The sequence below is a fragment of the Iningainema tapete BLCC-T55 genome (genome assembly GCF_014698965.1).
In the GTDB taxonomy this organism is placed as follows: Bacteria; Cyanobacteriota; Cyanobacteriia; order Cyanobacteriales; family Nostocaceae; genus Iningainema; species Iningainema tapete.
Map to the genome: position 1 here is coordinate 49118 of NZ_JACXAE010000069.1, position 19989 is coordinate 69106.

The following is a 19989-nucleotide window of genomic DNA, read 5'->3' on the forward strand; positions in this document are numbered from 1 at the left end:
AGCTATCTTCTCTTTACCGCGAGACAGATAAAACTGAGCAGCAAGTTCATTCGCTAGAGCTTCTTCATGAAGATATCCTTGTTCTTTTGCTCCTTTTATAGCATAGTCATAATATTCTATTGCTCTGACAGATTTACCCAACAACCCACACCGTACTGCCTCAACTAAATTGTACTTGTGCTGGTAATTGATTGAGGCATGATACGCCCACTTTTTCATCTTGCTCTGATTCGCAGCTACCTTTACTCCTTCTTGTTGAATTTTGTCTAACGTCTGCATCAAAGGATGCCCTACGTTAACTTCATTATCTCTATAAGCTCCTATTAATAGTAAATATTGGTATTCATCGTCAGTACATAAAACTTGAATTAAGTTGAGAGAAGCTGAATCCGCCCATTGTAAATCATCTAGGAACAAGACGAGAGGATGTTCTTTTTTTGTAAAAATATAAATAAATTTCAACAGCCGATGAAAGCGATTTTGCGATTCAGTTGCTCCTAGCTGAGGTACAGGTGGCTGAGTACCAATAATCAATTCAAATTCGGGAATGACATCAATGATAACTTGTCCATTAGTACCAATAGCTCCTAAAATTTTTTCTTTCCATTTAGTAATATTCGCGTTACTTTCTGTAAGTAATTGCTGAATTAATTCTTGAAATGCTTGAATTAGCGCAGTATAAGGAATGTTGCGCTTAAACTGATGAATTTACCCTTAATGAAATACCCACGTCGCTCAACTATAGGTTTATTGATTTCATTAACCAATGAGGATTTACCAATACCAGAGTAACCGGAAACTAGCACAATCTCAAGGGGGGGTGTGGCTACTCGCTCAAATGCTGCTAACAGACTTTCTACTTCTTGTTCCCTTCCGTAGAGTTTTTGGGGTATGAGAAGTTGACCAGATAAATCCTGCGCTCCTACAATAAAGTTGGGAGTAGCTGTTGAAAGTAATTGAGTTAGGCACAATTCTAAATCATATTTTAACCCTAAAGCACTTTGATATCGATCTTCAGCATTTTTTGCTAATAATTTCATCACAATTTCTGAAACTACCTGGGGAATTTCTGGATTTACCAAATGAGGTGGGGTAGGAATTTTTGCGATATGACAATGAACTAATTCCATCGGATCATTAGATGGGAAAGGTAACTGACGAGTCAGCATTTCATAAAATGTCACGCCTAATGAATAATAGTCAGTACGGTAATCAATAGAGCGATTCATTCTCCCAGTTTGCTCTGGTGACATCTAATATATTAGGATTAATAGTAATCTGGTTTTCTTTGCTCAGGCGTGAGGCGATCGCAAAGTCTGTGATCTTCACTTGCCCTGTTTTGATATTAATAAGTATATTGGAGCTTTTAATGTCTTTATGAATTATTTGATATTTCTGTAATTCGGTTAAAGTTTGTGCTAGTTGAATAGCTATTTGTAAAAATTCAATTAATTCTATTTTTTTCCTTGTCAGTAAATGTTGCAGTGACTCTGCGTTAAAATCTTCTAACACTAGAGCTAATCCGTTTTGATAGTTTTCTAAACTATATGGTTTGACTATTCCTTCTATATCTAAATTTTTGGCTATTTGATATTCATGTTTCAATAAAGTAATTTCTTCTAAAGTCGGATACTCGTTTTTCCAAGTTTTAATAATGACTGGATTTGATAATTGTAGCGATTTTGCTTTATACACCTCAGTATTATTACTAGAATATATCAACTGCTCAATATAGCATATTAATTATCTAAACATTTGTAGCAAAATGATATATGTTTGACATAAATATTACTGAGTAATAGTGATCCAGATCACAATTGATGCGTGGAGTTATCTTCTGCACCCCGCAGTATGCCTCATGGCCTCTTAACGTTAAACTTCATTGCGAAGAACAACAGAAGTAAAACAATATGATAAGTTTTGATAATGTAAATCAATAGAGCGATCGGCAGGAGAAACACAGTGGCAATGGAATCAAACTTACTCATGGGCGTCGATGTACGTGAAGAATTTAGTGAATACGTAGCCCACTTACAGCTGCACATGACTCTACAAGCTCGTAATCTGGTTCCATCCTTCAAGCAACCCCAACAGGGAGAAAATAGTCGGGAGCAGTTACTCCATCAAACTCAGGCAAATTTTGAAAAGCTAGTATCTCGTCAAGGTTTGTAATTTTTACAAAATATTAAGGTAAAATCAAATAAAATAGAGGCAGACCTTGTTGAAATGAAGACAACTATCATCAACAAGTCTGCTTTTTATGTAGAGAAACGCCTTCTATGGCGTGGGTGTCAGTGATGAAAATCACTATGAGGAACAATCTTCTAGTAGCGGAAAGCCGTTAAGATGATTGCAGCAGTTCCTTTGAACCAGTAGTTTAAGGCTGAATTGAAGGCTCGAATGAAAATGACTTCATTGCTAAAGCGAAACGAAAGCGTTGTAATTAGACCAGTCCAATACCGGGACATGGAGGGAATTGAACGTCTAACAAAAGAGTCATCAACAGCCCAAACTCCCAAGGGAGCTAGTGTTGCTAAGTGGCAGATGCAATCGCTGCGCCACTGGTATGGGTTGCTGAGGTGTTTGAGTTGGTTCCCCAATCCACTACAGTATCGCTTTTGCGCTTATGTCGCCGAGCAAGGGCGAACACTATTAGGGATGATCCAAGTATCACCATTTAACCGCACACGCAGCACTTGGCGCGTTGATCGCGTCTTAGTAGAGCGCGGTGCAGAAAAGCTCTTAATCGGCTCCCAACTTTTACGCTCTTGCTTTGAGTCAATTTTGGAAGCGCGTACTTGGATATTAGAAGTAAATATTAATAACACAGAGGCGCTAGCACTGTATCGCCAAAATGGATTTCAGCGCCTAGCAGAAATGACATACTGGGAAATTAAACCAGAGTTACTGGCTGAGTTGGCAGTAGCCGAACCAGATTTACCTAACTTGCTACCAGTGAGTAATGCTGATGCTCAGTTACTATATCAACTGGACACGGCATCAATGCCACCATTAGTAAGGCAAGTTTTTGATCGTCAAACTCAAGACTTTAAAAGTAGTTTGTTCGGCGCTTTGACGGAAGCAATCAAGCTTTGGGTAACCAAGACAGAAGTAGTCAGTGGTTATGTATTTGAACCACAACGCAAAGCAGCGATCGGCTATTTTCAAATTACACTCTTACGTAAAGGTAATGAACCACACGTAGCAACCCTAACGGTACACCCAGCATACACTTGGCTGTATCCAGAGTTGTTATCTCAACTAGCTCGTATAGCTGTGGATTTTCCGCAAGCTACTTTGCAATTGGCTTCAGCAGACTATCAGCCAGAAGGCGAAGAGTATCTAGAGCAAATAGGCGCAACTCGCATAGAACATACTTTAATTATGTCCCGCTCTGTGTGGCATAAGGTAAGAGAGTCGAAATTTGTCTCTTTAGAAGGTATTCAGTTGCCGGAAGTACTCCAAGGGCTGCAAGGAGTGCGTAAACCAATCCCAGGAGGTATGTCATGGGCGCAACCAAGACAAGCTACGTCAAAAGAAAAAACCCAGAAACCAACTTCACCACCGGAAACTGTGACATTTTCTTACAATAACCACTCAGAAGCATCCTCTTCCACTGAGTCCACAGAAGCAAGTCAGGAGTAGATAACAGTGCCAAACCAGGAGCGTTCGCCCCAGTCAGAGTCGGAAAAACTACCACAATTAAAATCGGCTTTGGGATTAGATGTGGGCAGAAAACGTATTGGTGTTGCCGGATGCGATCGTACTCTTTTAATCGCCACTGGGATCACGACTGTTGAACGTACATCATTTAATATAGATGTAGAAAAAATTCTGCAAATAGTCACAGAACGGGAAGTGCAAGTTCTCGTCGTCGGTTTACCATACTCAATGGATGGTTCTTTGGGATTTCAAGCACGTGAGGTACAAAAGTTTGCCAATAAGTTAGCTAAGGCGTTGGGGCTACCATTGGAATATGTGGATGAACGGTTAACCTCTTTTCAAGCAGAGCAGATGCTCATTGCCGAAGGGCGATCGCCATCACGGCATAAAGATTTAATAGATCGTAAGGCAGCAGCATTGATCTTGCAACAGTGGTTAGACACCAGAAGAGCAAGCTCAAATTACACACCATATCTGCCCAGTAGCGTTAGCGCCCAATCGTGATATTCTAAAACAGATTAGTCAGATTTACTGTTATTTGATTAAGATCAGCATATTTGACATTATAGTTATATATCTCGGCTATGTATCCCTCCAAATTCCCCGAAGAAAATGATAACCAAAACGTCGGTTCCCTCACATTAACCGACGATAAAGGGCGAGCGCTTGAATGTTACATAGAGCATTCCCTTGATGTAGATGGGCAAGAGTATGTTTTACTTCTGCCGGTAGATTCGCCTGTAGAAATTTTCGCTTGGCAAGGTGATGGCGAAGAAGAAGAAGCAGTTTTGGTCGAAGACGATGCTACCCTTGACCAAATCTTTACCACAGCTCAAGCTGTTTTGGCTGAGCAAAACTTGATTCTTAACAATACAGCATATGCTTTAACAGTGGCAGGCGAATTACCACCAGTTGAAGACTCAGAACTCTTCACTCTAGAAATTGAAGATGATGAAGCGGATTTAGAACCAGAACAATTACAGCTATTAGCTAGTTTTTACTTTAAAGATCAAGAGTATGCAATTTATACTCCTCTCGATCCCCTACTGTTTTTTGCCAGAATTACGAACACAGGTAAGCCTGAGTTGCTATCTCCTGAGGAGTTTCGCAAAGTTAAACCTTTGTTAGAAGAACATCTGTTTAATGAAGTTGAGTAACATTAACTTATGCGTTGGAATGAGCTCTTACAACCTGATTTAATTATATCCGGTTCGGTGTTGAATATTACACCAGAAATTATCACTGAATACGGGTTGAAAGGGCTTGTGTTGGATGTAGACGAAACTTTAGTGCCAATTAAAGTGGCGTCAGCTTCAACAGAACTACGACAGTGGGTAGAACAAATTCGCCCTCATGTAGCACTATGGTTAGTAAGTAACAATCTCAACGAAACCCGCATCGGTGGGATCGCTCGTTCTCTCAATGTACCTTACTTTCTGGGTGCAGCCAAACCCTCACGCCGTAAAATTAAGGCAGCACTAACGGCGATGAATTTACCAGTACACCAAGTTGCAATGGTAGGCGATCGCTTGTTTACTGATGTCTTGGCAGGTAATCGCTTAGATATGTTTACTATCTTAGTTGAACCAATTGTTCATCCCGATGCTGCACTCCGTTCCCATCCAGTGCGCAATTTTGAAGTCTGGGTATCGGAAATACTCGGCGCTTCTATTGCGCCAAAAAAACAAAGATTAACAAATCTTGACAAATAGTCAGGAAAGTAAAGATAAAGAAATAATTAAAAAATCTTTGTTTCAAACCGACATCTGAGATTATATAAGTATAAATAACGGGTCAGCCAAATAAAGACCTAAACAATAGCAAGTAACTATAAATTAGTAAAGCGTCGGTTCCTCACTTATAGAAGAACTGGCGCTTTACAATTAATCCCAAGATGCCTCAAACAATTGTTGTTAAAATTGGTACGTCTAGTCTGACTCAACCACAAACTGGTCAGTTAGCACTTTCTACTATTGCTACTTTGGTAGAAACACTGTCGTATTTACGGCAAGGGGGAAATCGGGTAATTTTGGTTTCTTCTGGCGCTGTGGGTGTGGGTTGTGCGCGTTTGGGTTTAACAGAGCGTCCTAAAGCGATCGCTCTTAAACAAGCAGTTGCCGCAGTCGGGCAAGGTAGGTTAATGCGGGTTTATGACGATTTGTTTACTACTCTACAACAACCAATAGCCCAAGTTTTACTTACTCGTACCGATTTGGTGGAGCGCAGTCGCTACCTTAATGTGTACAACACTTTTAAAGAGTTACTGGAATTAGGAGTAATTCCGGTAGTGAATGAAAATGATACAGTCGCTGTGGAAGAATTGAAGTTTGGCGACAATGATACTCTTTCTGCTTTGGTAGCTAGTTTGGTGCAAGCAAATTGGTTGTTTTTACTTACTGATGTAGATCGGTTGTACTCTGCCGATCCCCGCTCTTTTCCTAATGCCCAGCCGATTGCTTTAGTTAGTAGCATTAAGGAATTAACTCAACTACAAGTGCAAACAGGTTCGTCCGGTTCTCAATGGGGTACTGGGGGCATGGCTACGAAAATCTCTGCGGCAAGGATTGCGATCGCTGCTGGAGTGCGTACAGTAATTACAGAAGGAAAATATCCTGGCAATATATTAAAAATTATCCAAGGTGAACTAATTGGTACTCACTTTGAACCTCACCCAGAACCAACTTCTGCCCGTAAACGATGGATAGCTTACGGTTTGATTCCCGCTGGGAAATTGTATCTAGATGAAGGAGCCGTGGTAGCAATTTCTCAAGCTGGTAAATCTTTGTTAGCCGCAGGTATTATTAAAGTAGAAGGAGAATTTGACAACCAAACCGCCGTACAATTATGTGACAACACCGGTAATGAAATTGGCAGAGGACTTGTTAACTACAACAGCACCGAACTGCAAAAAATTAGCGGACGCCATTCCCGCGAAATTACCCAAATTTTAGGTTATGAAGGTGCAGAAACTGTAGTTCATCGCGATAACTTGGCAATTACCTGATAGACACATTCAATAAACAATGTAGAGACGTTCCCTCATCGTTCATACAAGGATTGTAGATAACTTTCGCATTATTCATCACACTTCTAGCCAATCCGTATTGCATTATGGTAGATCAAGAATCGTTAGCACAAAAGGAAAATAATAATTTTCGCCAAAATGTATTGATTGTTGGCGGGGGACCTGCTGGACTTGCCACCGCATTAATGTTGGTTAAACGTGGTTGGACAAATATTACAGTTTTAGAACAACGTGCCACTGCTGATTACTATGAACCTGACAAGTCCTTCAGTTATCAAATTGATGGTCGAGGTCAAAAATTTACGGACTTTATTGGGCTTACGGAGCGGTTATCAAAAATTAGCGTTCCAAGTACGGAATTTTACTTAACGCAAATTAAACCAACTGGCAGTCGCAAAACATCTAAATTGCCTACTGTAAATCCCAACCGGAAGACTGCTTATTGGCTGCCACGCAGAGCATTTGTACTTTTGTTATACCAAGAAATTGAACAAAATTGGCAAGACTGCATCAACGTCTTGTTCAATGCAAAGTGTATGCAAATTAACAAAAAAGGTATAAATAATCTCAAGCAGGAAAAGTTAGAAGTTATTGTCCGTACAGAGAACGAAAGTGTTATCACATTTGAACCCAATCTTTTGATTGGTTGTGATGGTCTTAACTCCATCGTCCGCAACACTTTAAAAGATTGGCATAAATCTACATCAGACAAATTTGAGATGAAGCTTTTTCCCTCGCCTAGTTCGTGTCTAAGATATAAAGTGTTAACTCTGCCACCAAAGTTTCCTTTGGATCATAGTGGCAAAGAACATGCCCTGAGTACTATGGCATACGCAATTCGTGGGAGTTTGCAAGGTCGCAAGCGTTCTGTTTCTCTTGGTATATTACCAATTAAAAACCCAGAAGAACCCCGTTCTGCAAATATTATTAAATACTCAGACCACCAGATATGGGAATTGAAAAACACTGAGGAACTGTACAATTTTTTTGAGAAAGCGTTCCCACAATTGCCTGTACGTCAAATAGTATCGTTTGAAGAAGCTGAAAGATTTGCTAAAAGTGAAGGCGGTTACTTCCCCATTCCCCAGTACTGTTCTGGATTGCACTTCTTGTTAAGCCAAGAACAAACATGTCTTGAGACACCATTATCTTCAGCACCTGGAATTGTACTTTTAGGAGATACTATTCATTGTTTTCCTCCAGATATCGGACAAGGGGTAAATTCAGCATTGGAGGATGTATGCATTTTAAATGAGGCACTTTCTCAAACTAACGACGAGTTCTGGCGTGCTTTACCTTTATACGAATCTTTGCGGTTACCTGATACAAAAGCCTTGGTCTACCTTGCCCAAACTGCTTATCCCTGGCAGTATAATCAAAACTCTCTTGGCAAATTGCTGTGGTATGCGAACTTTTTGATGCGACTTGTACTGAGTCGGTTACTGCCATTCATATTTCATCCTCCTGCATTCTTTCTCATCCAGAATCATCAACTTTCCTATCAGCAAATTTGGGATCGGGCTAAGCACACCACTAAAACCCTTTATATACTCGGTCTAATACTCCTTTGCGGGTCGTTGGCTTTAGTATTAAATATGTACCCATCGTGTTGGAAGATTATAGCCATTGGTAATTTGGGCTTGACCATTGCTCCAGCCTTTTTTTAACTTATCACATACTTCTGTTAGCTGAGAACCAGCCGCCCGATGAATGGCACGATCTACATAACCCGCACCCGAAAACCATTCATCGGTGGGGTTGACGATCGCATCCACCTTTTGTTCAGTAATATCACCTTCGATCACCGCTATTCTACTGCTGATGTAGCTTTGGCTAATCGCTGTAAAGGTTCCTAACGCCTTAGACTTGAGGTTTTTTAACGCTTCATCCGCTGATTGATAACGCTGTCGGAAGTCATAACTGATAGCGTCCACCCAATATTTTCCTTTGCATTACTATGCTACCTGCTTAGAAGCAGTGCGATCGCTCTTTCTCAATAAAATTTTATCAGAATGCGCTCTACTACAGACCAGTAGCACGGGTATTAAAACTACTTATTGGTAAATAAATGTAAAATTTTGTAACTAAATGTTGAAAAAACGCCTCACTGGCTGGAACAAGATTGCATCGGCGGTAGTTGTTTTAAAATAGACTTTAAAAGCACTGCGTTAAGATAACTATGCTAAAAACAGATATAGCTCAGAAATTTGAGGAATTAGCTGCTATGTGGGAATTAGAAGTGAATGGTTCATCGTTTGTTGGTGAAAAAACAAGTCATAGTGCATATCAGCAGATTATAGAAATGGGACATGCAGCCATACCTTTGATATTGAAAGAACTGGAGACTAGACCAAATCATTGGTTTGCAGCACTAAGAGCTATTACGGGTGAAAATCCTGTACTACCAGAACAGCGTGGAAAAATCAAACAAATGGCAGCAGCTTGGCTCCAGTGGGGGAAAGAACGCGGGTATAAATGGTAAAATGAAGTGTCGAGAATAGATTCTTGGATTGCAACTTATTGCCCAAACTTATCTCCTAGTTCTTATCAAATCACTAGTTCTGCAACACCGGATTACAACTGCATTGCATGGAGTGCAGAGTCAGACGACAGCTGGTGGGACCCTACAGATCCAGATACGTATTGGCCCTCTGAAGTACCGAGGGAATTAACATTAAATGCTTTTATTCAGGTATATCAAACTCTTGGGTATATGCTTTGCGACAGTGTTGAATTGGAGCCGGGATTTCAAAAAGTTGCAATATATACCAAGCCTTTAGGGGAACTAAATGGTTACAGACTCACGTAGCTAGGCAGTTACCGAATGGCAGATGGACTAGTAAGCTGGGCAACCTTGAGGACATAGAACATGAACTTGATGGATTGAGGGGCTTTTACTACGGAGCAGTAGCACTGGTATTAAAAAGACCTATTGATAAGTAAGCGTAGACTCTACAAAGTATCAGGGTCAATATTTAATTCTCGCAGCTTCTCTGCTAAGCGATCGCCACTTTGCTTTCCTTTTTGGGCAACTTCTTGAGGTGTGGGAACGTTCTTAATGTAAAGATTTGTAACGTTATTGGTAAATTCTTACATAAAAACTGAAGAACAAATAGATAGACAATTAAGCCCTATACCAATTCTTTATGAAGATACACATTGTTAAAACCCCCCTGTAGTCCCCCCTTCGCAAGGGGGACGGCGTAAGCCGGGGGGTTTGATTGCGGTAAACCTAGATTGAGGAGTATTAGTAACAAGAGGGGAGGCGGTGAACAATTCAATCTTGATAATTGCTGGTATATCCATTACCGTTGGTCTTTTTTGTGGTGTGTTGGTGGTGTGGTTAATTTACATCCAACGGCGAAATCAAGTTGTAGATAGTTTAGTACGCACCAATCATGTAGTCGGTCGTTTTGGCACTGTGGAAATTCCTTTTGATCGCAGCAGTCAAGGAAAGGTGCGCGTTCATATTAAAGGTTCTTTGATTGATTTCGTCGCTTTTACCGACGACAACAGAGAATTTAGGACAGGCGATCGCGTATTAATTATAGACATGAAGGGAAATAAGGTATGGGTTGTATCTGAAACCTGTGAAATACCTTAACAAGAAAGGCATTAAATTACTGTGTAACTAACAAACAAGTATGACTCAACCGCAATTTAAATCTTTCTTTGAACATGATGTTGTCGTAGTACAACTAGCTCAAACCTCGCCAATTTTGCCCAACACTAACGAGAAAAACAACATTGAAGGGCTACTTTTTACTAGCATTCCCATTGCCCTGTCGATATTTGGTGTTTTCTTATTCGTGTGGTTTCTCAAATCCTTTCTGTGCGTTTGCTCACCTAACGAACTCCTGATTATCTCAGGGCGCAAACGACGCACCCAAGATGGGCAAGAAGTAGGCTACCGAGTGTTAGCAGGAGGGAGAGCCATTCGTATTCCCATCGTTGAGACAGTCATGCGCATGGATGTTACAACAATGCCAGTACGTGTGGAAGTGCGCAACGCCTATGCGAAAGGAGGAACGCCCTTGAATATTCAGGCGATCGCCAATGTCAAAATTTCTACCGATCCAAACGTTGTGGGAAATGCGATTGAAAGATTTCTGAATAGCGATCGCTCAGAACTTGCTCGTGTCGCCCGCGAAACCTTAGAAGGTTACCTCCGGGGTGTTGTTGCCACCCTCACACCTGAAGAACTCAATGAAGATCGCCTCAGCTTTGCCGAACGCATTGCTTCTGATGTCAGCCGCGATCTTACCAAACTAGGACTACAACTAGACACCCTGAAAATCCAAAGTGTTTCTGACGATGTAGACTATCTCAAATCCTTAGGACGCAAGCAAATTGCCGTAATTATTCGCGACGCAGAAATTGCCGAAAGTAATGCTCTAGCCATAGCAGAACAAATAGAAGCTCAATGTGAAGAACAAGCTTCTGTTGCCAAAACCCAAGATCGAATTATCGTACTCGAACAAGAAAACGAACTGCGCAAAATCAAGGCAAAGCTAGAACAAAAAGCGCGTTCCGAAGAAGAAATTACTAAAGCAGCCGCCAAAGAAAAGAAAGCAAAAGCTGAACAACTACTACAAACACTGCGCTCCGAGTTAGAACGCTTGCGCCTAGAAGCAGATGAAGTACTACCAGCACAGGCTCAACAACAAGCACAAGAACTTCGCGCCAGAGGGCAAGCGGCTCAACTCGAAGAAACAGCCAAAGCCGCTGCATTAGTCAATGACATCCTTTCTCAAGTGTGGCAACAAACAGGATCTGATGCTTCTGAATTGTTCTTAATTCAGCAAATTGAAATGGTACTCCAACAAGCTGTGCAAATTCCCAAACGAATTCAACTTGATAAAGTGAACGTGATTGACAACGGCGATGGTCAATCTTTGGCAAGTTTAGTTAACGTCTATCCAGAAATAATGATTCAGTTCCTGGAAAATGTCAATCGCACTCTTGGTATTAATGTTGCTGGGACTCTTAGTTCTCGAAACCCGGTTTCTTCATAACCTGTAAAGACGCCCCACCGGGGCGTCTCTACGATTCCTATCTCTTTTAAAAGGATAAAATTTATGGAAATCATTGCATTACTATTAGGAATTTTTGGTGCTGGTACTGGGGCTGCATTTTGGGTTATTCGTAATTTATACTACATATGTCAACCCAGTGAGGTGTTAATCTTTGCCGGTAATCGTACCCCACTTGCTGATGGACGTGCTGTAGGATACCGCTTGGTTAAAGGTGGTAGCAGTATACAGGTTCCTCTTTTAGAGCGTACCTTCCGCATGGAACTGACTAACATGATTATTGAATTACGGGTATCAAATGCATACTCTAAAGGCGGGATTCCCTTGACAGTGGAAGGCGTGGCTAATATTAAGATTGCAGGAGAAGAACCGACAATTCATAATGCGATCGAACGTCTTTTAGGTAAAAGTCGTAAGGACATCGAACAATTGGCAAAAGAAACTTTAGAGGGAAATCTGCGGGGGGTACTAGCTAGTTTGACACCAGAACAGGTGAACGAAGATAAAATTGCCTTCGCTAAAACTTTGCTGGAAGAAGCTGAAGACGACTTGGAAAAATTGGGATTAGTACTCGATACCTTACAAATTAAGAATATCTCTGATGAGGTTCGTTACCTAAATTCAATTGGACGCAAACAGCAGGCGGAATTGTTGCGCGATGCCCGTTCAGCAGAAGCCCACGCCCAAGCTGAGGCGACAATCAAGGCATCAGAAAATCAGCGGATTACAGAACTCAGAAGAATAGCGCGAGATTTGGAAGTTGCTAAAGCAGAAGCCGAACGCAGAGTTAGAGATGCATTAACTAAGAGAACAGCGATGATAGCTGAAGTAGAAGCAGTGGTGGGAGCAGAAGTAGCGCGAGTACAAGCTGAGGTGGCAGTGCAAACTGAGCGGATTAAGCAAGTGGAACAGCAGTTACAGGCAGATGTGGTAGCACCAGCAGAAGCAGAATGCCAAAAAGCGATCGCACTTGCCAAGGGAGATGCTGCTAAAATTGTAGAAGACGGCAAAGCACAAGCCGCAGGTACACAGCGCTTAGCTGAGTCATGGAAAGCTGCGGGTGCTTCAGCAAGAGAAATCTTCATTTTCCAGAAACTAGAACCACTTTTAGAAATTATGGCAGCAGGAGTACCTACTGTTGAAGTAGAAAACTTAACTGTGATTGATGCTACCAATGGCAACAACGTCACAAAAATGGCTTCATTCTTTGAGCAGTTACATCAAACTACTGGTGTAGATGTCAAGAAGTTGGTAGGTAATTAACCACAGATAAACACAGATGCACACCGATATTTTATCTGTGTTTATCTGTGTCCATCTGTGGTTCAAATTTTTTATTATTATTAAACTATGTTAATTTTTGAAGAATATTTTCAAGACAATCGCCACAACTGGCTAACAAAAGATAGTAATGAATGCAGCCTCTGCCTGGAGGCTAATTACTATATATTTGAACACAAACGCCCCGGTAACGGTTCGTGGCTAACGTGGCAATCTGCCGATTTCTTCTATGACAAACCTGAATTTCATATTCATGTTGTCTTAGAGAAAGTTACTGGTGTATTAAATCATGGATATGGTTTTATCTGGGGACTAGCCGATAACAAAAACTTCTTTGAATTTGTGATTACTGACAGCGGATACTACCAAATTGCGCAACATGAAAATGGTAGTTTCAAAGAGCATATTGCCTGGAAACGCTGTTATGAAATTCGCCGCACCAACACTATGAATGTGCTGGAAATTCGCCGCGATGGGAAGAATATAGAGTTTTACATTAATAGTTTTCTTGTCGAAAAACTTTGTGCCGATACTATGACACAAGTATCTGGTCAAAAGTTTGGCTTTATTATCTACGACAACACAAAAATTAAAGTACACAGTTTGGTTATTAGTGGTTCTAGTGTGGAAAGCACCCGTCTAGGTAATAGTGATGATGCCACAAAATCATCTTTTGTTCAACATGAGCCGCCTGTTGATGATACCTTAGAAAAAGTATTTGCTGATTTAAAATCTTTGGTTGGACTTGAACAGACTAAGCAGCAATTGTTCTCTTTGGCAAATTTCTTGAAAGTACAAACTGAACGCAAGACGCGAGGACTCAAAACAGTAGATACATCACTACACCTCGTTTTGTCTGGTCCACCAGGTACAGGTAAGACTACTATAGCGCGATTAGTAGGTCGCTTGTACAAACAACTTGGTCGCCTCCAGCATGGACATGTGGTGGAAACCGATCGCGCTGGCATTGTTGGTGGTTATATCGGACAAACAGCTTTGCGTGTAGCTGATGCAGTCAAGCAATCCTTAGAGGGTGTACTGTTTATCGATGAAGCTTATGCCCTTGTACCAAAAGATGGCTCTTCTAGCGATTTTGGTCATGAAGCAGTACAAGCTTTACTCAAACGTATGGAGGATCACCGCGATCAATTAGCTGTGATTGTCGCAGGCTATCCTGAGGAAATGGAATATTTCATGACTTCAAATCCGGGTTTACAATCTCGCTTTAGTCGATTGTTTTACTTTGATGACTATACACCAAATGAACTAGTTTTAATTTTTGGAAAATTCTGTTATGACTATGGATATACTTTGGATATTTCTGCACGGATAGCTGTGCAAAGAATTTTTGAAAATGCTTATGCTCATCGGGATAAAAATTTTGGGAATGGGCGATTTGCTCGGACTATGTTTGAATTAACAATTGAAAAACAGGCAAACAGAATCGCAAATTGTCTTGAGCAAATGGATGACTTAGCAATTTCTTTAATTAAAGCAGAGGATTTGGTAGTTTCTGATTTAACAGGTTCTTAAAAACCATTTAATCAATAAATTGTAAGGTGAAGTGATGAATGTATAGTGTTTGACTCTCAAACTTCACCTTCAGAGGATCTACCGTTGCTGAATACTTTTTATTTCAAACAAATTTTCAGAACTTTGGTGACAGCCTGCTTAGTGCTGGTCTTTCATAATAGCGCACTTGCGCTCAAAATCATGCTGGTTAATGATGATGGGTATGATCGAGGCGGACTTCCTGTTTTGTTTGATACCCTCAAAGAAGCGGGACATGATGTGACGATTGTTGCGCCTAAAACCGATCAAAGTGGTAGAGGAACCTCTATCAATACAGATCGGATTAATCAACCATTGGAAGTAGTAAACTATGATACTAATAAATGGTACGTAGATGGTACGCCAACTGTGACAGTAGTAGCAGGATTGAATTACATCCTGCGGGACAATCCCCCTGACTTGGTAATTTCTGGGATTAACCCAGGGGAAAACATTGGACGGACGGCAGTTTCTTCTGGTACAGTTAGTGCAGCAGTGGCAGCTATCAATCGGGGTGTTCCGGCAATCGCTGTGAGTTTGGGAGTTAACTTAGCAGAAAGTTCCACTGGCTTCCCTAGTACGATCGCTGCATACAAACCTACTTCTGATTTTATCGTCAGAGTGATTGCACAACTAGAAGCAACTAAGAAAAAGAACGCAAAGCTTTTACCTAACGGTGTAGGTTTGAGTATCAACGTTCCCGTAAATGGGAGCAAAGGAATTGCCTTTACTAGACTAGAGCAATTCACTCCACTAGATTTCACCTTTGGAGAATTACCCGGTGGAGGAGTTGGCTTGCAGATTTTACCTGTGAGTCTTCCATCCGATAGAACTCCTAATCCAAGATCGGAAGGAGAACAATTTGTATCAGGTTTTACCACCATCACACCAATTGATGGTGACTGGAGTGCAAGTGATGGGGTTCGCGCTCGCATAAGCGATCGCTTACCTGTACAGAATTTACTGCCGTAAGTAAGTCGGCGAAAAAATTAAAGGCTTGTAGTAAGCGCTTCAGCGCTGAAGCGCTTACTACGGATAATATAGAAGCGTGACTCTAAAAAGTATCAAGGTCAATATTTAATTCTCGCAGTTTTTCAGCTAAGCGATCGGCACGTTGCTTCTCTTGTTCAGCACGTTGCTTTTCTTGTTCAGCACGTTGCTTTTCTTGTTCAGCACGTTGTGTCTCTATTTGAGCAACTTCTTGAAGTGTGGGAACTAGTTGTCCATCGCTCGTAAAAAAACGTAACTTAGTTTCATGTATTCCCAGATATAAATCAAGCTGCTGACTCCACAACCAACCTTGCTGATTAGGTTCTATCGGTTGATAACTACCACCAATTAAAATAAATCCGGCAAATTCCAAAGTTTTTGGATCGTACCAGAAGTAATTTGGTGTACGGAAAGTATCTTGATATATTTCCTTTTTTAATCCCTTATCAGTTTTAGCGGTACTATCTGAGAGAATTTCCACAATTACATTCGGGTACTTGCCTCCTTCATGCCATACCACCCAACTGTTACGAATTTTACGCTGGGTTCCCAGTACGACAAAAAAATCTGGTCCGCGAAAGTCTCTTGATGTAGGCTGATGTAGGCTGTAGTAGATTGTGAGATTGCCAATAGCATAAAAGTCATTGCGGTCATGCCACAACCATTCCAAGCTCTGCATCAGCACAATCATCTGCCACATATGTAAGTCGCTATCAAATGGCGGTTCATTACTGTATAAATTACTAGGTGGAAAGATAACATCTTTTGAGGTTTCTAAATCTTGGGCAACCGACATAACAGCAAGTTTTATAGTGCGATAAATTTAGCTTAACATCGCTTCCTCAAGATGATTCTCATCTTTGAGTTGCAAATCAATGATATAAGGAACAGGAAAACAGAGAAAATGGTAGCTGAACGTACGTTAGATTATTACCTCAATTTAAACTATCCAATTACTCTTTACCCTGATACTGAAGAAGGGGGGTACGTTGCTGAGATAAAAGATTTGCCAGGATGTCTGACTTAAGGCGAAACCTTAGAAGAGACTATAGATAATATAGCTGAAGCACGCGAACTTTGGATTGAAACTGTTTATGAAACAGGAGGCAAAATTCCTCTACCAAGTATAGAAAATGATGACACTTTTGAGTTGCTACTACAAATACCTAAATCTCTACGCAAGTCTTTAGTGGAAGTAGCGGACAGGGAAGGAGTTAGCCTAAACCAATATATTTTATCTGTATTGAATGAGGCAAATGAAAAAATATTAGCAATGCAATAAATTCCCTTTCCCTTTCAACGCTTGCGTGCCTTCTTCCGTGCTGCGTCACGTACTCGTTGATTAAGTAAATAGCCGAACCCAGCATTTTCCATTCGGTAGACAAACTCTTCACTAGTGTTACCCAGTGCCTTAGCAGTAGCATCTAAATTCCAATGATGTTCTGCTAACTTACTCAGTAAGTAAACACGCCTAGTCTGTGCAGCAGATAAACGGTAAGTTTTGAGATACTCCAACTCTCCATTATCTCGTGCGATCGCCTCCCCAATATGATTTTCATCTTTGAGTTGCAAATTCGTGATAAACCGTTGCAAATAGAAAGGTTCAGCCGAGTAAACTATCTTAGATTGCAAAGAGCGTCCTAAAAGTCCATTCGCCATAAAACCTTGAAAACAAGCCCAATCAGAACGCATTTTACCTACTTCTCTTCTTAAAGAAGCCAAATCATGAACCTTTGACTCATCCACAGATACATCCATAGGCAAAGTAGTATCGTAAAGCAACCCGTACTGATACAATAACTCACCGTAAAAATCTTCAATCAAACTAGTATGTAAAAGTCGATAATCCTCAGGAGTAGGAACCACAAAAGCCGATGCAAGTGCTTCCCCAACAAATACCAACACACCAACCTGTGTTGGATGAATCTCAAAAACCCGCAAAGCCTCTTCTAATCCAGCAATATAACGACCACTAACAGAAGTTTCATAACGGCAACCTAGCCCATGAGAAATAGCATACTGAGAATACTCACTCCAAGCAATAGTAGGACCAGAGAAAAACAGAGAGAGGAAACCTTCCATCGCCAAATGCAAAGGTAAAAACCGCAATTGATTACTTGACTCTCGCTTTACCATACGATGCAATAACTGCACACAACCACAGCCAAGATGCTTACCATCAGACTTCATCATTTGTCCCCCAAAAGCAGCCACTGGATTACCATCATGAGTCCAAGACATGACTAACCCGTGAGGAACATAAGAAATGTAATTCATCTCCCCGGATAAAGAGACAACAGTCATATCTGCGTTATAAGAACGACGTAGTAGGCGCAAGTCACCACGCACATTTCGACGCAGTAGCGGTACAATACGGACTGCACCCCATACTTGCGATGGAGCAATTACCAATCCTTTCAATGATATATCAGATAATAAATTAGTTTTTTGTGCCATTTATCATATCCCCCAACATTAGTTGCACACGCTCCGCCAGATAAGCTTCTAATTCAGCCAAAGGTGCAGAACCATCAGCAAAACGGGCAAAACCAAGCATAGTGGGTAAATCTTCTGCATCGCGCAGCCCAACAGTGGGAACATAGGGACTGAGGGGACGCAAGGAAAAATCCTCAGAATTGAATACAGGATTACAGTGGACAATAGAAGTACGTCGATTGGGATCTAACTTAGAGCGAAATACCCGCAGGATTTCTGCTGAACCGTTGGGTGGGTCATTGTCACAACCATCTGATACAATTACAACCAGTTCTGGATCAGATGCCAAGGCTGCAAGCAAGGGTGTAGCAAGGTTAGTTTGTCCATAAGGACGTACTAGTAAAGTATCCTCAACCGGAACCGTCCAAAAAGCACGGTAATCTTTACTTGCGGCTTTCAACAAATAGTGAGTAGCAAAAGCTACAGCTAAAGGACGACGACGCTTTTCAGTAGAGCCAGAACTAGAATAACTGCAATCCAACACAGCCGCTACCCGTCCCAGTTTTAAAGGTGCTTTTTTTAACGCTGATCGCGATGATTTCTCCAACGCCTGGTTCAAAACATGCCAATCTTTTTGTCGGGTTTCCACAGATAAAGAAAGGATATACAATGCTAGACGAGTCAGAGAAAGACGACTTAAATCCAAATCAATGTCTACCTTCTCAGTAGCCGCAGCTCCTTGAAAACGCAACTTCTCAGTCAAAGTCATCTTTTCCTGAATACGCGACAAAAACACATCGCGAGGAATATTGTGTTTTGCCGCCAAACCCTCGGCAATAGTAAAAGGTAAACTATAAACAGCATCAGCACTATAGTGAGCTTGACGAAACTGCTCAAACAACGGAGTAGAAAAACACCGTTGCTTCCAAGATTCAAACAAAAAAGTACCAAGTTCCCCTTGAAGTTTAAGATGAGCATGACAAGCAATTGCCCTCACCTTCCCCCGATACTTCACCGCATCAAAACTGAGATTTTGACGTTGCTCAAGATAGTCACGAGCAATGGCACGACTGCGACGATTATTAATCCGCAATCTCTTACACTGCTCCAAAACCTTCCAAGCACGTTGTGGTGGTAACTGTCTCAAAGCAGCAGCAATCAACGCCCCCTCTTCTTGACGATGTTCAACACAATCCTTTCCCGTTGCTAACAACTTCAAAATAATCTGTGCTTGATTAAAATGATTGATCCCAGCCGCCAAAGTCCGCGCATATAACAACCGATAATTACCCAGAATATAATCGTGTAAAAAATCAATCGATACTCGCTGCCCATAAGCATCATCATAAAACTCTTTCTGCCCAGTGCAAGCAAGACCAGCATTAATAAACATTACCAAATCTTCTCGTGCCACCTGCTCAACACGATTATTTAAGTTAGTAGTCATAAAATTTCCTTTTAATGAACCGCGAAGACGCGAAGAGCGCGAAGCGAAGAAAAACCAAGAATTTACTCTCTTTTTTCTTCCTTCGTGTTCTTCGTGCCTTCGCGGTTTATTTTCATCTCTTTCCTATCCAAACACTCAAACCTGACAAAATTGCTGACTTTGAGACAATTCATGCAACAAAAACTCAACAGACTCACTCAACACTGTTACGAAAACTCCTGTCTCACTTCCCGCATTTGATGTCAACCATAAACCTTTAAGAGTTACTTCTACAAACTCAGCATCACATGGGCAGATTTCAATTCTATGATCGGCTTTTTCTAACTTCATCAAGTAGGGATTGGATGTGATGAGAAAAGAAGCTGTGCCGGATATAAGATGAATATGTTGAGCAGTTTGCAATGCTAAGATTACTCTTGTGTTTACCCAAGTTTCTAAAGATTCATTGAGATACTCTAGTTTAAAGTTGTTTTCTATGTAAGTGAGTTTTAACATATTAATTTACCACAATTTTGAGGAGAAAGCTGTTCGGGGAATGGCGGCGCGACTGCGTTAGGCACTGT

At 41.1% G+C, this 19989-nt stretch carries 21 protein-coding genes and 1 pseudogene; 16 read left to right on the top strand and 6 right to left on the bottom strand.

The features are described from left to right. Positions 1-237 precede the first annotated feature (237 nt). A pseudogene (locus ICL16_RS47755) lies at positions 238-1740 on the bottom strand (ATP-binding protein); the annotation flags it as partial. Positions 1741-1968: 228 nt separating this feature from the next. On the opposite strand from ICL16_RS47755, the gene ICL16_RS20330 reads away from it, so the two are divergent. The 7 genes from ICL16_RS20330 to ICL16_RS20360 all read left to right on the top strand — a co-directional run bounded on the left by ICL16_RS20330 (position 1969) and on the right by ICL16_RS20360 (position 8355). Beyond that, positions 1969-2172: a hypothetical protein gene (locus ICL16_RS20330; RefSeq protein WP_190831367.1), complete on the top strand. Its 204-nt coding sequence runs from the start codon at positions 1969-1971 to the stop codon at positions 2170-2172. A 216-nt stretch (positions 2173-2388) separates the two neighbouring features. Then, complete coding sequence (locus ICL16_RS20335; RefSeq protein ID WP_190831240.1) at positions 2389-3645, top strand: GNAT family N-acetyltransferase; 1257 nt, start codon at positions 2389-2391, stop codon at positions 3643-3645. A 6-nt stretch (positions 3646-3651) separates the two neighbouring features. Then, on the top strand, positions 3652-4167 hold the full coding sequence (ruvX, locus tag ICL16_RS20340; protein ID WP_190831242.1) for a Holliday junction resolvase RuvX: 516 nt from the start codon (positions 3652-3654) through the stop codon (positions 4165-4167). Between the two features lie 80 nt (positions 4168-4247). Then, positions 4248-4820 carry a DUF3727 domain-containing protein gene (locus ICL16_RS20345; protein WP_190831244.1) on the top strand — a complete coding sequence of 191 codons (573 nt, stop codon included), beginning with the start codon at positions 4248-4250 and terminating at the stop codon, positions 4818-4820. Between the two features lie 9 nt (positions 4821-4829). Beyond that, the gene (locus ICL16_RS20350) at positions 4830-5375 is read left to right on the top strand and encodes a YqeG family HAD IIIA-type phosphatase (protein WP_190831246.1); all 546 of its coding nucleotides are present in this window, start codon (positions 4830-4832) and stop codon (positions 5373-5375) included. 182 nt (positions 5376-5557) lie between these two features. Then, positions 5558-6667: a glutamate 5-kinase gene (proB, locus tag ICL16_RS20355; RefSeq protein ID WP_190831248.1), complete on the top strand. Its 1110-nt coding sequence runs from the start codon at positions 5558-5560 to the stop codon at positions 6665-6667. Positions 6668-6774: 107 nt separating this feature from the next. Then, the gene (locus ICL16_RS20360) at positions 6775-8355 is read left to right on the top strand and encodes an FAD-dependent oxidoreductase (protein WP_190831250.1); all 1581 of its coding nucleotides are present in this window, start codon (positions 6775-6777) and stop codon (positions 8353-8355) included. On the opposite strand, the gene ICL16_RS47330 is transcribed toward ICL16_RS20360, so the two are convergent. Then, on the bottom strand, positions 8278-8622 hold the full coding sequence (locus tag ICL16_RS47330) for a macro domain-containing protein (RefSeq protein WP_202895633.1): 345 nt from the start codon (positions 8620-8622) through the stop codon (positions 8278-8280). The two genes, ICL16_RS20360 and ICL16_RS47330, sit on opposite strands and share 78 nt — an antisense overlap. 245 nt (positions 8623-8867) lie before the next feature. Between ICL16_RS47330 and ICL16_RS20370 the strand changes: the two genes are divergently transcribed. The 8 genes from ICL16_RS20370 (at position 8868) to surE (ending at position 15525) form a co-directional block, all read left to right on the top strand. Then, the gene (locus ICL16_RS20370) at positions 8868-9170 is read left to right on the top strand and encodes a hypothetical protein (protein ID WP_190831252.1); all 303 of its coding nucleotides are present in this window, start codon (positions 8868-8870) and stop codon (positions 9168-9170) included. A gap of 6 nt (positions 9171-9176) precedes the next feature. After that, positions 9177-9497: a DUF7689 domain-containing protein gene (locus ICL16_RS20375; RefSeq protein ID WP_202895634.1), complete on the top strand. Its 321-nt coding sequence runs from the start codon at positions 9177-9179 to the stop codon at positions 9495-9497. Positions 9498-9532: 35 nt separating this feature from the next. Next, on the top strand, positions 9533-9631 hold the full coding sequence (locus tag ICL16_RS47760) for a hypothetical protein (protein WP_420485289.1): 99 nt from the start codon (positions 9533-9535) through the stop codon (positions 9629-9631). 325 nt (positions 9632-9956) lie between these two features. Continuing rightward, positions 9957-10292 (top strand): NfeD family protein, encoded by a 336-nt coding sequence (locus tag ICL16_RS20380; protein ID WP_190831254.1) that lies wholly within the window; start codon positions 9957-9959, stop codon positions 10290-10292. Between the two features lie 40 nt (positions 10293-10332). Continuing rightward, entirely contained in the window at positions 10333-11703 is a 1371-nt protein-coding gene (locus ICL16_RS20385; protein WP_190831256.1) for a flotillin family protein, read from the top strand. Positions 11704-11766: 63 nt separating this feature from the next. After that, a complete protein-coding gene (locus ICL16_RS20390; RefSeq protein WP_190831258.1) occupies positions 11767-12984 on the top strand; it encodes a flotillin family protein in 1218 nt (405 codons plus the stop codon). An 87-nt stretch (positions 12985-13071) separates the two neighbouring features. Then, positions 13072-14535, top strand: coding sequence for an AAA family ATPase (locus ICL16_RS20395; RefSeq protein WP_190831260.1), 1464 nt, complete (start codon positions 13072-13074; stop codon positions 14533-14535). A 45-nt stretch (positions 14536-14580) separates the two neighbouring features. Then, positions 14581-15525: a 5'/3'-nucleotidase SurE gene (surE, locus tag ICL16_RS20400; RefSeq protein ID WP_190831262.1), complete on the top strand. Its 945-nt coding sequence runs from the start codon at positions 14581-14583 to the stop codon at positions 15523-15525. An 82-nt stretch (positions 15526-15607) separates the two neighbouring features. On the opposite strand, the gene ICL16_RS20405 is transcribed toward surE, so the two are convergent. Then, positions 15608-16339, bottom strand: coding sequence for a Uma2 family endonuclease (locus tag ICL16_RS20405; RefSeq protein WP_190831264.1), 732 nt, complete (start codon positions 16337-16339; stop codon positions 15608-15610). Between the two features lie 108 nt (positions 16340-16447). On the opposite strand from ICL16_RS20405, the gene ICL16_RS46865 reads away from it, so the two are divergent. Then, positions 16448-16570, top strand: a complete 123-nt coding sequence (locus ICL16_RS46865) for a type II toxin-antitoxin system HicB family antitoxin (protein WP_273039079.1) — start codon at positions 16448-16450, stop codon at positions 16568-16570. Positions 16571-16839: 269 nt separating this feature from the next. Here the strand turns inward: ICL16_RS46865 and ICL16_RS20415 are convergent, their stop codons facing one another. The 3 genes from ICL16_RS20415 to ICL16_RS20425 all read right to left on the bottom strand — a co-directional run bounded on the left by ICL16_RS20415 (position 16840) and on the right by ICL16_RS20425 (position 19921). Continuing rightward, the gene (locus tag ICL16_RS20415; RefSeq protein WP_190831268.1) at positions 16840-18000 is read right to left on the bottom strand and encodes an ARPP-2 domain-containing protein; all 1161 of its coding nucleotides are present in this window, start codon (positions 17998-18000) and stop codon (positions 16840-16842) included. Then, positions 17984-19426 (bottom strand): hypothetical protein, encoded by a 1443-nt coding sequence (locus ICL16_RS20420; RefSeq protein WP_190831271.1) that lies wholly within the window; start codon positions 19424-19426, stop codon positions 17984-17986. Before ICL16_RS20420 ends, ICL16_RS20415 begins: the two co-directional genes overlap by 17 nt. Positions 19427-19561: 135 nt before the next feature. After that, positions 19562-19921, bottom strand: coding sequence for an alr0857 family protein (locus ICL16_RS20425; protein ID WP_190831276.1), 360 nt, complete (start codon positions 19919-19921; stop codon positions 19562-19564). Positions 19922-19989: the final 68 nt, after the last annotated feature.